Source organism: Campylobacter concisus (genome assembly GCF_003048875.2).
Lineage (GTDB): Bacteria > Campylobacterota > Campylobacteria > Campylobacterales > Campylobacteraceae > Campylobacter_A > Campylobacter_A concisus_AU.
In genome coordinates, this window is the sequence record NZ_CP049264.1 from 1,640,259 (window position 1) to 1,655,444 (window position 15,186).

The following is a 15,186-nucleotide window of genomic DNA, read 5'->3' on the forward strand; positions in this document are numbered from 1 at the left end:
TGTCAATCATACTAGTCTTTAGTCTCTAATCCTTAAATATTTAGGAACATAATACTAATATGCACAAATAAATAAAATTAATCTGATCAGGTATGTATTAATATAAAAGCCCAAACAACCATAGTTGGGTTTTATTTCCAACTCCGACTTCTATATCATCGGCAGTCATATAGGAATTTGGCATATCTTTTTCTGTTCGAATCTCTTTTTAGATCCGCCTATTTCAAAAGTAAATTTATCATCCACAATAAAGTCGCCTTGTTTATGCTTACTATTTAAATTAGTAAGTGCACGGCATGATTTGAAGCTTTATTTGTAAAGATTTATATCAATTTATTTTATAATTATGTATTATTAAACTAACATTTAATATCTATCAAATCGCTCATCTTCCATAAAATCGGATTTCTTTTTCTCTATCAATACGACGTTTTTAAATCATCAATCATCTCATTAATAAAAAGTCCTGTGTTTTTAATAAGTTTGCCGTATTCATCACAGACATTAGTTTTTCATAAAAAAATCAATATCTCTTTGTATTACGGGCACCCAGCTTCCATGGGATGTTCTTAAATTTTTCTCAAATTTTAGGCTTTTAAATAACTCGTAATCACTATTTTTTGAAACCATATAGGCGTATAGATGTGCTCTGGTATCAATCTCGGCATTTTCAGATTCATCGCTATTAAACTCGCAGATAAGTCTAGATATAAACACCATCCTTTCTTTATCAGTAAAATATTTATCTATAAATTGTTCTATAATATTTATTGTTTTTTTGCGCATCTAATAATGGCGAATGAAATCCCATAAAAATGATTTCAGAAATCCCCTTTTCCAAAAACGAATTTCTTATCAGGGATTTTTATGTATAGTTTCTATAATTTTTTTAAAAAAATATTTCTTCATGGTCTTTTTCTATTAAATAGGATGGAAAAAAATCTGTATGCATATCAGCGCTAGAAACACCATTGCCAAGAGCGTTTAATATATTAATTATATATCTGTGTATGAAATCAGAATCATAGTTTAGAAATTTATTTAAGATGTTGGCTTCATGATCAAAAATTTATATTATCTTTTTAGTCTCATAAAATATGCTGTTTCTATCAGTTTTTATCTGTTTTTGATATATTTATCTAACATGCTGGTAGACTGGTAGAAAAACATCTCAATAGTTATTAAAATTTGTTATTGCTGATAGCCCTATTGCAAAGTACTTTTAATATTTTTAGCGTAATGTCTTTTTTGATATTTTCATACTTTTGTAAATGGTCAAAATATCGTGGAATATTTGTAATATCGGCACTTTTTATACAAATCAAGCAAATTCTTGGCATCTGTTTGAGTGATATCGTTTTTCGTCTATGGCTGCAAATATCCCAAATCTCCAAAAGTCTTTTGCTTTAAAATTCTGTTTTTCTATAAACTCAAAAGCACCATTTTTGCCCAAAATCTTTATAAGAACACGACGATCTAAATATAATAAAAAAATGGATCGCCTAGCTTAAAATACTCGCCTAAAACCTCTATAAATAGCCCTGAGTCATCACTTGATAAAATTTCAAGCAACATACTAAAGTTGTTTTTAAAACTATATGTATCACTATCATCAATCACATTATAAATTTCTACACATATATTAAGTAGCTTTAGCCACCTGTCTTTTGTTTTATTATTATTCGAAATTTTTCTAGTTCATTTTTATATATGCCTTGTTTTTGTTCAACATTGTTGCCTTTAAAATTTTTTTATAAGGACTTGCGCACAACAAATCATCTGTATCAAAACAACTATGCTTAAATAGAGTTTGTATACTTTTTATCATATGTAATGTTATTTTTTTATCCAAAAAAAGATAAAAATTTTCTTTCTTACTATTATACAATGTTTATAAATTTTCTTTGGGTTAAAGTATTTTTACAACTAAATCTACTATATATTTTTATCTTGCTCTATTATTTCTATGCTGTTTGAAATATTAGGTTTTCGATAGTATGTATTTATAAATTTTTCCAAGTCAGCCAAAAACAATTATTTTTTTAAAAATCTCATCAAGCCTTTCAAATATAGTTTTCCTAAAATCATTCAAAGCTTGTGTTGGAACAAGAGTATAGTTGTATAAATTGAATGTTCCACCATAATATCTAGCATCTTGAAAGTCAGTGCCTAACATCTCACTGGCAATCCTAATAAATAGTCTTTTTAAGAGTAAAGTATCGCTATTTTTGATAGTTCCCAAAGCCTATCCATAACTATATTTTTCTTTTTGTATCCATATCCATAGCTATTAAGCTCATATCCAAAATCTTTTACCAAAGTATAAATAACTTCATATGTTTTATTTGGCTTTTTTTATTTAGATACATCACTATTAATTCTATTGTGATCTTTTAGGTTGCTTTCATCATTACTTCTGGATAGTAAAGAGAGTATTTTTTTAGCACTAAATTTGATTTGTTATCGCCATTTTTTTAAAAAAATATCAATACTATTTACATCTATATGCTCTTGTTCTAAGTCTTGTATCTCTTCATGTAGCTTTTTCTAGTATTTCTGATTCTTTTAGATACCAAAGAAATTTCTACAAACTCTATTATTGGATTATTATCATGCCCCGACAACAACGATTTATCTGAGTATTTTATCCACAACCTATCTACGGGATCTTTTAGCTCTTTTTAAGATTAAATTGATATCAAAAAAACCGGCACTATTTGATTTAAAACATCTCTTATTTTGCCTGAATGGTTTTGGAAAAATTTACTATAAAACTACTTATTTTTTTAGGCTTTTTATCCACAAATACAGTCTTATAAAAAAAGATAGGATGCTAGTATTTGATCTGATACTTTAACGACACTATTTTTTCATACATATCAAATATCTCATATATATGAAGCTTTTTCTATTTTATCCCAAATAGCAACAACATCAACCTCAAAAGGCTTGTTTTATAATTTCTACTTGTTTATCGTTTTTGCCTATCAATCACTCTAAAAATGCCGCTATCGCAACTATTTTTTTCCAATGTCAATATCACCAAAAAAATATTTATATCATTGTCGGCACTTTTTAAAATACTCTTTGTATAAATCATACGTATTATTTACAGCATCAAAAGATCCATTTTGGGCTATCTTACAAAGCCATAAAAAGCCATTCTAGGATTATTTTTGTGAAATATTTAGAAATTTTTTCCTTATATGCAGAATCTATATTTTTAAAATTTTTAGAAATGATTTCACTTACTGAGATATTGTCCATAGATTGTATTTCAATAGCTGAGCAACTAATGTTGCTTGGAACTTTTCTATAATATCTTTAGCATAGTCTCTAACTGTAGCAACTATTTTAATTTGAGATTTGTAATTTTTGTTAAAAGAGTTAAGCAAATATCCAAGTGCTTGATGAATTCTATTGACATCATCGATAAATATTAAGAAATTTCTTATCTTCAACTTTAAAAATACGTGATCAAATCATCGTAAATATTGACACCTCTACTAAAAAAATGGCCTTAAATTTATACCCATTTTCCTTGGCAAATTTAGGTGCAACCTCTATTGCTAATCTTGTTTTTCCAACTCCAGCTTTTCCTGTTATAAATGTTATTTGACTATTCTTTAAAGCAAGTTCTATATCAACCACCTCTTTATCTCTACAACAAAGTACCGTATTTAGTGGCGTAGCATAGCCACCGCTTTCATACTCCGTAATAAATTCACTCTCGTCTAATATTTGCATAGTATCTATACTTACACTAAGAAAGTCATATGCTATTTTAGAATAGTTTACATACAAGTCACTTGCTAGACTTGAAATTCTATAAAAATAATTTATCTTTTGAATTACAATATTTTTTTGTAAAATTTCTAACTCACTAGGCTTAATATCGCAATTACACGCTAGAATAATTTTCTTTATTTTAGAGATACCAATACCAGTTTTTTTGCTTCATCAAAAACATTTTTTTCCAAATCTTTTAAAAATTTAGACACTATATCTGATTTTTTTGCGTTGTACATTCTACAAAGACATAATTCCCATCTTCTAGAGCTACAAAACTATCTGGGGTCCCTGAAATAGGTTTATCTTCGCCTATTTTTGTACCGTTTGAATGAACCATAAAAGAAAACTTTTTGGATAAATATGTGTTTATCAATTTGTGAAATTTTGAAGCATCTATCTGAGATAACTCTTGTTCTATTTGGTTTATTTTACTCATATATAAATCCTAATACAAAAACCCAAACAGCCAAAGTGGAATTTTATTTCCAACTCCTACTTCAATATCATCTGCTGCTATAAATGAATTTGGCATATCCTTAATCTGCTCAAAGCTCTTTTTTGCTCCGCCTATTTCAAAGACAAATTCGCCTACTATAAAATCTCCGGCTTTGCCCGAGTAAATTTCAGTGATATTTCCAAGCTGATTGGCAAAAAACGTCTCTCTCACATTTCCTATATCAGGGCTGTTTATATACATTAAATTTGTATTTTCAAGGTAAATTTTGTCTGCCTTATCCATATTTTTTATAGCAAGCTCGTTTTTCATTAAAAGCCTTATAAGCCCGGCACTATCAAGCATAGCAAGATACTCTTTTAGTGTCCTATCATCCTTTATATCAACAAGCGATTTTAGGCTTGAGTAGTTTGGCTGATATGGGACGTTTGTGCTTATAGCATGAGTTAAGATCTTTAGCTTTCTTGCTGTGTTGCCGTTTAAATTTGGATATATACTTAAAAGATCGCTATCTATCGTAGCTTCTATGCTTTGCCTTAGGGTCTGATAAAAGGCAGTATCATTTGGCATATCATTATAGTATGGGTAGTAACCCGCCTTTAGATACTCTCTACAAAGTTTAATAACTGCTAGATCTTTTTGCTTCAACGCATTAATTATATCAACAGCCATCTCCTGATGACTTTCAAGTAAATTTTCAAGCTCAATAACTTCTAAATTTATGTCGTATCTTAGCCCTAGATACTCCCTAAAACTCATTCCACTCATCTTATATACGATAGCTCTTCTGCTTAGATCATGAGAGCTTCTTAGCACTTCAAGAGCAGATGAGCCAGTAGCTACTATGTTTAACTCTTTAAAGTTATCATAGGCAAATTTTAATACGGCCGATATATCTTTGCTTTTATGAATTTCATCCAGATATAGATGTTTTCCGCCATTTAATACAAACTCTCTTATGATCGAGGTTATATCATTTGATATCTCTATATCATCTAGGCTTAGGTAAAGACTATTTTTGTTTTTACTAGCTAGCTGAGCCAATGTAGTTGTTTTGCCTATCCCTCTTTGCCCAAGGATAACAATAAGTCTATGAGATAAGTCCTTGGAGTCTATAAAATATCTTTTAAATTTATGATTGTTTAACCTTATAAGGTCATTGCTTTTTAAAAAAAGTTGATCTAACATAGTTTATCCCTGAATTATGTAATGTAATACAATTATATCATAAAAAGATATGGGATAGGATACAAATATGGTTGATCTTAAAGGCCCAAACTCTTCTTGATTGTAAATGACTATATACATTTACAATCAAGAAGCACTCACCCTTCCCCTCCTTGATCAAATTTTACCTCTTCAACTAGATCCTTTAGAATTTTTGGAGTTACTGGCTCGCCATAAGTATTCATAGTGATCTTGTATTGTTGTTCATGCCCTACAAGAGCAGCTATATGTTCAACCCTTTGGCCACTTTGGATGAGCTTGTTTATGAAAGTGTGCCTAAATGAGTGAAATGTCCTTGTCTTATCACTATCTTTTATAACTTGAGTATTAATCTTTTTTCTAAAATACTCAGAGAAGTCTTTATTGTCGCAATTAAATAGCCTAACTGCTTTGCCGCATTGCTTAGCTAGCTTCTTTTTACTCTCTATAAATTCAAACAGCCCAATACTACCTAACTTAGAGTGTATAGGAACAATCCTTGCAGAGTTTCTGGTCTTTAAAGTCTTACTCTTACCAGTTTTTACATCTATTTTTGTATTTAAACTAAAGCATACTATGTTATATTTTTCGACTATGTCATCTGTGTTTAACTGTATTATCTCATTTATTCTCATGCCAGAGTAGGCTGCTATATGAGTAACGAAAAATAGCTCATCTTTGTTAATTCTTTGACTTTTGGTATCACCATTTGATCTTATCTTACTCACAATATCCAAAAGTGCGTTTACGTCACTATCTTCATAAGGGTTTTTATTTGTAACATCATCTTGGTTTAAATTTATTTGTAGATCTATAGCTGGATTCTTATCTATATAGTCGCTATCGTAGCAGTATTTAAAAAACTCACTAACTCTAACAATATACTTCTTGATGGTTGATTTAGAAATTTTTGGTCTATCCTTTGCCAAAGCTATGATCTCATCTAGGCTCTTATCTTTATAGAGACTATTTTGAGAGAGTTTGGTTGGTAGTTGCAGTAAGATATTTCTAAAATTTAGCAACTCATCTCTTTTTATCTTTTTAATATCTAGCTCTTCGCCAAATTTCATAGACATTAGCCGTCCTACATGTCTAACAAGGCCTAATGTGCTATCACTCCAGTTGTTTGAAATGCTTGTGTTTGATACATAGTTTTCAAATGCACTCTTTAGCGTGACCATACCAGCCTTATTCTCGCTTTTAGTAGAAGAGTCTAGCTGTGATATAAAGCTTTTAGCTCTGTTTGAAAAGAGCTTTTGAAAGAAATTTATAGCTTCATTAAAAGTCATGTTACCAGCATCACTTCTATCATTCAAAGCAAGATCTTTAGTCTCAATGTCACTTAAAACTATGCCTTTATCTTCATATTCATCTGCATTATATAGCTTTACCTGACCACCAAAGGTAGGATCATTTAAATTTCCATATCCAAATTTTAGATCATCACTTAGCTCATTATCTCCATCTGGCGATAACTCACAACCAAATATTCTTAAGATATCGTTTTGTGTGAGTGCACCCTTTTGTTTAGCTAGCTCATTTATAGCATCTCTTAGCTCACAAACAGAGTGTTTTAAGGACTTTTTAGTGAAAGGCAGCACCAAATTATGCCTTTTTAAAGTCTCTATGTCGTCTTGATAGCTATGCAAGTTACTATCTTTAACGCATTTTGCTATCTCGTCTTTGGTGCCATCATCTAAATTTGCACTCTTATGCTTTTTACCAAGTGGTACAAATGTCTGTTGCTTATCATTTAGTAGCTTTTGATTTTTGCACATCTTATATGATATGTGATTTATGTTATCTATCGTTGCCTCAAGCACTCTTTTACCAAGAAACTTTTTGGTCTGAGGATCGGCGCAAGATAGCTTTTTGCAGATATCATCAACCTCTTTTGATATCACACTGGGCAAGCTATCTTCTTTTAAACTCTGTTTTAAAAACAAATTTAGTGATAGTAGTCCATCTAAATTTATATATCTGCCAAGCATATCATGCTCTTTGATACTTTTGGCCTCCTTGGCTTTTAAAAGCATAAGTACCAAGTGCTCTATAAGTTCGCTGCTCAAATTCATCTTCCATGCCTTTTTGATCGCGTTAAAAATTATAGAGTAGATCTTAGCACGATTTTTTGCTGTATCAAAGCGTTTTGTGAGGAAGGAGGTTATGTATTCGGTTTTATTACCAAAATAAGGTCTCAAATATGGTGGAATGGCTACTCTAAAGTAGTATATACCATTTCGTTTGACTAGATATTGCATCTTTGTTACCTATACAATATAACTTTGTAGCAAAATGTAGCAGATACCTAGTGTGAAACTAGCTATGTGCCGTCTTTTTGGTGCTTACACAAGGTTTATTTTTAAACCCTCATAAGCCGGAAGTCGGGAGTTCAAGTCTCCCCTTTGACACCAAAACATCCTATTCTAGGCACTAGTAGTGATGCTTTTGCTCTTTCCCTTTCTTTAAAATTTCCTAAAAGTATGGTACAGTTTTTTAAATTTTTGCAAAATGATTTCAGTAAATTTACTCTTTTTCTTATTGTTAAATTTTCTATTATTAAAAGATTAGATAGCAAATATTTTAAATTTTTTATAAAGTCCTCTTTTTTACGCTTAGCAAAATTCTAACTCATATCTCATCTAGACTTACTTTTACTGGTTTTTCACCTCTTGCTAGGGCAGTATCTACCGCTTTACTTAGATGATACTCTTCTATTATCTCTGCCATTTTTAATAGCTGAAAAATTTACTTGTATGGTTTGCATTAATAGGCTTAGCATAAGTATTTAGCAAAATTTTATACTGCAAACTTACTATACATAATGCAATTAAATACAAGTTTTGTGTTATATAAATAAAGAAAATCGGAGCAGAAAATTCCTCTCCGATTTATGATTAAAATTTAAGCTGTTTTGATCTCTTGTAGTCTATACCATGCTATGATTTGTAAAACAAATGCTACAATCAACAAGATGTAACCAATGATTATAAATAAAGTAATAGTTCCAACAACCGAACCTATAAAATAGTAGAGGAAAAATTTATCGCCAGATATGTTTGAAAGCTCGTTATAGACTTGAAATTCTTTGAAAAATGCATAAATCATACCTACAACGCCCGCTAAGCCTAAAATGACGCCAAAAATAGCACCTGTCCCACCAGCATTTGCATAGCCAGAGCCCATACCAGCAAAGCCTAATGCTCCAGTTATCGCGCCGATTGAGATCAGGATAGTCGATGCTACTGCGACAACTAGATATAAGATATAGTTTTTCTTTAGTGTAGGACTACCGACTTTATCTGATAGCTTAAATATAGCAAACAACATACATAAAAATCCAGCGATAAAAAAGATAAACCCGATGAATGGGATAATGCCCAAAATAGGCAATGCAGAACCTGCTAATCCCAGCGTTCTAATAGTAGATAAATCATTGCTTTTAATATCAAAATTTATGTTATCTAAATTTAGATTCATGGATTTTGCTTTTGTGAGATAAATTTGTTTTGCAGTTTGTCCATCCGCGATAAAATCAACCTCATCGCCTTGTTTTAAAACTATGGCAGCTCCATCTTTTGCCACAGACGCTACGTCTTCTTGTAGATAAGTAAAACGCTGATCATCAGCATTTAATATTATGCCAGGAGCTAATACAGTTCCTTTCATGTTTGTTCCTTTAAGATTAAGATAAAAACACTTATTATAAATTTGTTAAACAAAGTGTTGGCTTAAGTTTATAAGGCATAAAAGATAATTTTATAGAAACTAAATAGTGTAGAGGGATTATGTATATTTAAGCAGTGACTACTTTGTAGCATTAGCTTCTCCTTTTAGTATAACTGGCGACAAAAGAACTTATATAATAGGTCAATCTCTAATTAAATTTTTGAAAAGCAATTAATTTAATTGCGAGAATCTCAGGCTAAAAAATGGATTATGTTTTTAGGCACTGACTCTTTCTCATTCTTTCCTCTCCCCCAACCATCTCTATAACACTATCATCATAGATCTAAATAAAACAGCAATATAGAACTACTAGAGCCAACTGATCGCAATTGTGATAAAGTGGTTATAAAGTATCTTGAATAGGCAAAGAAAGCGATCATGTGATTTATGATAAAAAATTTAATAGGAAATAGTTTTTAAATTTTTTGGATTTGCAACATAGTTGTGAATTTGGATAGTAAATATTTTAAATTTTTGTCAAGCTTTTGCCACTCTTTTAAAGCACTTGGCAAGAACTCTAACTCATAGCTCATCTAGACTTACTTTTACTGGTTTTTCGCCATTTGTATAAATCTAAATTTGTGTCAAATAATAATTTTTTAAATAATAAGAAATAGCGAAGAGAAAAACTCTTCGCATAATTGATTATAGGTGATCTTCGGGTGCAGTTGTTGGCATAAAGAATGTAGTTGGGGTAAGATCAAGTGTCTCACCTGATGGATTAGTAGCTTTTGCCTCAACTGTGTGGTAGTCAAGCATAGAATCTTTATAATCAACTTTTGCCTCTACGCTCCATTTGCCATTCTCATCAGCTCTTGTTGTTAAAATATCTTGTATCTCAACTGGAGTTCTCGTTTCTGTATTAAAATCATAACCATGATGCTTAACAACTAATGTTATCTCAGCATTTGCTTCTGCTGTGCCCTCAAATGTTGGCTTTCTATCCCCATCAACAGGTCTATAAACAGGACTATAATCGCCTTGCACTTCTGTTAGATCACTAAATTCATCATCATATATGCGCTCTATTGAGAATGCACCATTTTTTGGCGTATAGTTTTTAGGTAATTTTGTAAAATTTGAATTACCAGCAGGATCAAATACCTGTGTTGTGAAAGAGTATTCGCCAGGCGTAAAGTGCTCTGGGAAACCATCACCCATTGTAGATTTATCTACTGTGAAGTTGCCATTAGCATCGGCTGTTACCTTACCTTCAAAAACTGTATGAGTTCCACTATCTTCTATTTTGCCTATTCTTACATTTATTTCAGAATTTGGCTCAGTCTTTCCAGTCATTGATGGTTCAGGATCACTATCGCTCATAGAAATTACATTTTTTCTTATAATGTTATGTGGCAAATCTGTCCACTCTATTGTTGGCTTAGTTGCATCAATAGTAACCTCAGCTCCTTTGCTGCTAAGGCTTCTTTCGCCATCTACAACAGCCACAGTTGTGATAGTATGCTTTCCATCAGGAAAGTCATTTTGCACCACATACTCCCAAGTGCCATCATCATAGGCTCTTGTTTCATCTATCTTATTGCCATTGTCATAGATTTCAACTATAGCTCCAGCTTCTGCTGTTCCTTTGATAAATGGTCTATTGTCATTTGATAGATCACCTATTACATCAGCATTCCATTTGCCACCATACCTACCATCTATTATTGTTGTGATTGTTGGAGTTGGAACATTGCTAGTTGGATATATCGCATCAATAGCAGCTGCAAGGTTGTCAAGTGTAACTGCACCACCTACACCTGTTTGAACTGGGGCATTTGCGCTTGCTTGAGATGAGAGGTTATTAAAATTTGCATTTATATTTGAGTAGTGACCACCTTGTGCAAAGCTAGCAGCACCAAGACTTACTCCGTCACCTCCAGCGTTTCCTCCTGCTTGGTTTCCACCAGCTGCAGTCTCTTCTAAGCCAGTTAGACCTTCACCGCTTAAGATCGCTTTTTGAAGTGAAGTTATGTCTGCTGTTGTTTGAGAATTTTCACCAACACTTTGGTCTAAATTTATTGAGTCTTTGCCTATTAAGCTTATCTCTTTTCCGTCTGCTTTTGCTATTACTACTTTTGCGTCAGTTGATTCAGTGACTATCTTTTCTCCTTGATATACTATGTCACCTACTTTTAATTCTCTGCTTTCGCCTGTTAGACTTACAGCTTTTACGCTTCCTTGCGTTACATTTTTTACTACGCCTATTTCCTTTGACATGCATCTCCCTTTTTAAATTTTTTCCTAAATTTAACGGTTTTATTAAAATCAAACCATTGTACTTTGGTACAGTTGTGACATATTTATGACTGGAAATTTTGTAAATTTAGATTTTATGGGGGTTTGAAATAGTTAGAAATTTTAGATATTGCAAAGAAATTTAGAGCAAATTCCTTTGCAAATTTAAATTTACTTCACAAAAAACTCTTGTGCTAGCTTTTTATCTTCAGGTTTGATGATAAATTTCTCATTAGAGATGCTAACTTCAAATTCAACATCTTGGCTAGCTTTTGTATAAGCAAGTGCGAGCCTTGCAGCAAGCTCTTTGTCGGCAATGCTTGCGTTTTTACTTATGAAGCTAACAGCTCCCACGATGTCATCGCTCTCTTTAAATTTCACCTGCTCAAATTTATCATTTGGATGAGCCAAAAGTGCGTTATTATCGCTCTCATCACGCCCTATTATCATTTTAGCGCCTTCAAGTAAGCGCAAATGCCTACCAAGTTTTAGCCACGTAACGTCGATATCTCGCATCTCTTTATCAAATTTCAAGTAGTCTTTTATCTTTACAGCAAAGCTCTCGATCGTTAGCAAACACCCACCTCCGGGCGTTGCAAAGTCCTCAAAGCCAAATTCCTTTGCCAAAGCAAGCTGCGGCTTTCTATCGCGCCCGCTTATGTCAAGTAGCTTCTCTCTATCGACCCAGCCCTCGCGCTCTGGCTTAGTTGGCGGCAAGAGTTTAGCACACATCGGACGAAGCACTAGATCATCCTCGTCATCAGCTAGGCGTTTAACCTGAAAGAGCGCATCTCTGCGCTGGCTCATCGGTCTTTGACCCACGACTTCGCCAGTGATTATGAAATTTGCATTTTCGCTTTTTAGCATATTAAGAGCGGTTTTAAACATATATCCGTGGCAGTCGATGCAAGGGTTAAACTGCTTGCCGTAGCCGTATTTTGGGTTAAAAAGCACATCACGAAGATACTCATTTCTCATATCAACCACCTTTAGGCTAGCTCCAGCCAAGGCTGCACGGCGCCTTAAAACTTCGTGCTTCTCCTCATCCACGCCAAATCCAGTATCCATATAAAGTGCGACCACTTCGATGTTTTGATCGCTTATTATTTTCATAGAGAGCATGCTATCAAGCCCTCCGCTAAACAAAGCTAAAGCCTTCATTTTTGTCCTGAAAGTAAAATTTAAAGCCTAAATTTACTAAATCTAGGCTTTTATGAAGTTTATTTAGCAGCGTTAATTACGATTTTTTTAATCACTTCGCTTGAGGCTTTTAGGCTGCTAACTGGCAAATACTCGAAGATAGAGTGAAAGTTGTTTCCGCCTGTGAATAAATTTAGCGTTGGTACGCCCTTTGCAGAGATCGCAGCACCGTCGTATCCGCCTCGCATCGGCTTTATGTTTGGCGTGATATTTAGCTCGCTAAAGGCATCTTTTGCCAGTTTTATAGGCAGTGAGTTTTCATCTTTTAAGAACTTAAAGACATTTTCATATCGTGTTTTTAGCGTGATCTCGCAACGATCCCCATAAATTTTATTAAAAGAATTTGCCATCTCACTTAAAAACTCAAGCCTTTTTTGAAATTTCACCTCGTCAAATTCTCTTATGTCGATCTTGAGCGTCGTTTTTGCGCTGTTTCCGCTAAGCTCTTTTACCCAGAAATAGCCCTCTTTGCCCTCGGTGCACTCTGGCACTTCGCCGCCTGGCAAAAGCGAGATAAATTTATGCGCAAGAAGTAGCGAATTTACAAGCTTGCCCTTTGCATTCATCGGATGGGCCGAAACGCCTTTAAAGACTATCGTGCAGTCAGCCGCGTTCCAGTTTTCATATATTAGCTCGCCTATCTCGCAGCAGTCTAAGCAGTAACCAAAATCAGCTCCAAGCAAATTTACATCAAGCGCTTTTGCCCCAAGTAAGCCCTGCTCCTCATCTGGCACGAAGCAGATCACGATCTTGCCGTGCTTTACATCAGGATTTTGCATGAAAAAGCTAGCCATATTTACAATGCTAGCGATCGCAGCCTTATCATCAGCCCCAAGCAAGCTAGTGCCGTCAGTCACGACTATGTCGTCACCAACGTATTTTTTAAGCTCTGGGTTGTCGCTAAATTTAAGGTAAATGCCCTGCTCTTCGTTTAGGCAGATGTCGCCGCCTGTATATTTTACCATCTTCGCTTTTGTGTCGTTTTTTTGCTCGCTACTTGTATCTAAGTGTGCAAAAAAGGCGATACTTGGGGCGTTTTCGCAGTTTGCGGGGATCTTTGCTATCAAGATAGCACTATCTTGCAAGATGATATCTTTGATGCCAAGCGAGCTAAGCTCATCTTTTATAAAAAGAGCTAGCTCGTACTCGGTTGGATTAGAAGGCATAATGCCTTTTAATCCATTCTCTTTATTTGTCGTGGTGTTAAATTTCGTATAGTTTATAAATCTCTCTACGATATCCATCTTTCATCCTTAGATGACGAAAAATGCGATCGCCACAACAGAGAGAAACATACCCAAAAATGTCCTTTTTGCGAGCTCGACTGGGCTAACCATAGCAATGCCAGCACAAACGATAGCTGCACCTGCTATTGGAGAAGCTGAACGTCCAAGTGAGCCAGCGATGGCTGCAGCCATACCAAGCTTATCTTGCTCAAAGCCAAGAGCGGCGGCGTTTGTTGTGACAGCTTCGTTAAACGCAAATGTAGCAGCGTCGCCTGAGCCTGTGACTATACCCATGATAAATGGCACAAATGTTCCGCCAAATTTAACATAGCTTTGATCTGTTTTTAACCACGCGATGACCACATCAACAGCTCCGCACGCCTTTAGACCTGCGACAAAGACGCCAGCTGCGATGATGATACCGATAACATCAGCGTAAGCGTGACCCATGCCGTTAAAGAACTCTTTTGTGATCTTTTGTGGGTTTGTAAGGGTAGCAAAGATAGCTATGATCGCACCTAGTATCATCGCCTCAGCAACGCCCATCTTTGTCCATGCCAAAAAGCTATAGTCTTTTGCAAGGCTAGTTCCGCCGATAACTAAGATCACAAGTGGGACAAGTGGCATAAGTGCGTAGATTAAATTTACTTTAAATAGCGGCTTCTCTTCGCTTGTAGCACCGCTTTCGATAGTGAAATTTGTACCTTTTTGATAGTCTTTAAAGAGCAAAGCAACGATAGTTAGCATGATAACTACGATAACAAGAGCTGTAAATGCGCTAGGAATTTGCACTTTTATAATGTCTTGAACTGTGTAGTTTGCAACTGTCTTTTTAACAAGATCAGCCACATATATGTTGTGCGCAGAGCCTGGGCTTAAGACTGAGCCAAATGTACCAGCAAAAACAGCCGCACCAGCCATCGCAGGGCGAACACCTGATGCCATTAGAAGTGGTATAAGCGTCGCACCAACAGCAGCCGAGCAGCCAGCAGCTGAAGGGATGGCGATATTTATAAAGTAAGTTAGCACGGTTGTTACAGGGATCAAGATAAATCCCACGTTTTTAAGTGGCTTTGTAAGAAGCGCAACAAGGTGTTTATCGCACATTGTGTACTTCATAACGAAAGCAAAACCCATACTCGCACAAATAGCCTTTATAAGACCAGCTTTTGTCATATAGTCAGTAAAAGCATTTAGTGCGCCCATTGGTTTTAGTGCGATTATACAAAGCACCAAACCAACACCTATTAGCACCGTTCTTGTCTCTTTTTTTAAGACTAGAAGTGCGACGACTGCAACGATGCCAAGAATGGCAGCAATGAGTTTGAATGAATCCATACC

General features: G+C 34.4%; 11 protein-coding genes and 1 pseudogene. All 12 read right to left on the bottom strand.

Going from position 1 to position 15,186, the window contains the following annotated elements:
* Positions 1 to 97 precede the first annotated feature (97 nt).
* Positions 98 to 264, bottom strand: a pseudogene (locus CVT07_RS10200) (AAA family ATPase); the annotation flags it as partial.
* A gap of 1,212 nt (positions 265 to 1,476) precedes the next feature.
* Entirely contained in the window at positions 1,477 to 1,620 is a 144-nt protein-coding gene (locus tag CVT07_RS08145; protein ID WP_196375722.1) for a hypothetical protein, read from the bottom strand.
* A 400-nt stretch (positions 1,621 to 2,020) separates the two neighbouring features.
* The gene (locus CVT07_RS08150; RefSeq protein ID WP_196375723.1) at positions 2,021 to 2,242 is read right to left on the bottom strand and encodes a hypothetical protein; all 222 of its coding nucleotides are present in this window, start codon (positions 2,240 to 2,242) and stop codon (positions 2,021 to 2,023) included.
* A 1,235-nt stretch (positions 2,243 to 3,477) separates the two neighbouring features.
* On the bottom strand, positions 3,478 to 3,747 hold the full coding sequence (locus CVT07_RS08155; RefSeq protein WP_196375724.1) for a PhoH family protein: 270 nt from the start codon (positions 3,745 to 3,747) through the stop codon (positions 3,478 to 3,480).
* Positions 3,748 to 4,000: 253 nt separating this feature from the next.
* Positions 4,001 to 4,228 carry a glutamate dehydrogenase gene (locus tag CVT07_RS08160; protein ID WP_196375725.1) on the bottom strand — a complete coding sequence of 76 codons (228 nt, stop codon included), beginning with the start codon at positions 4,226 to 4,228 and terminating at the stop codon, positions 4,001 to 4,003.
* A gap of 9 nt (positions 4,229 to 4,237) precedes the next feature.
* A complete protein-coding gene (locus tag CVT07_RS08165; protein ID WP_107936645.1) occupies positions 4,238 to 5,434 on the bottom strand; it encodes an ATP-binding protein in 1,197 nt (398 codons plus the stop codon).
* A gap of 137 nt (positions 5,435 to 5,571) precedes the next feature.
* The gene (locus CVT07_RS08170) at positions 5,572 to 7,713 is read right to left on the bottom strand and encodes a tyrosine-type recombinase/integrase (protein ID WP_107936643.1); all 2,142 of its coding nucleotides are present in this window, start codon (positions 7,711 to 7,713) and stop codon (positions 5,572 to 5,574) included.
* 643 nt (positions 7,714 to 8,356) lie between these two features.
* On the bottom strand, positions 8,357 to 9,121 hold the full coding sequence (locus tag CVT07_RS08180) for a DUF996 domain-containing protein (RefSeq protein WP_107830821.1): 765 nt from the start codon (positions 9,119 to 9,121) through the stop codon (positions 8,357 to 8,359).
* A gap of 705 nt (positions 9,122 to 9,826) precedes the next feature.
* The gene (locus CVT07_RS08185; RefSeq protein WP_107936639.1) at positions 9,827 to 11,401 is read right to left on the bottom strand and encodes a retention module-containing protein; all 1,575 of its coding nucleotides are present in this window, start codon (positions 11,399 to 11,401) and stop codon (positions 9,827 to 9,829) included.
* Positions 11,402 to 11,590: 189 nt separating this feature from the next.
* A complete protein-coding gene (locus CVT07_RS08190) occupies positions 11,591 to 12,580 on the bottom strand; it encodes an argininosuccinate synthase domain-containing protein (protein WP_107936637.1) in 990 nt (329 codons plus the stop codon).
* A gap of 59 nt (positions 12,581 to 12,639) precedes the next feature.
* Entirely contained in the window at positions 12,640 to 13,863 is a 1,224-nt protein-coding gene (gene pepT / locus CVT07_RS08195; RefSeq protein ID WP_107936635.1) for a peptidase T, read from the bottom strand.
* A 9-nt stretch (positions 13,864 to 13,872) separates the two neighbouring features.
* Positions 13,873 to 15,183, bottom strand: a complete 1,311-nt coding sequence (gene dcuC / locus CVT07_RS08200; protein WP_107936633.1) for a C4-dicarboxylate transporter DcuC — start codon at positions 15,181 to 15,183, stop codon at positions 13,873 to 13,875.
* Positions 15,184 to 15,186 lie beyond the last annotated feature (3 nt).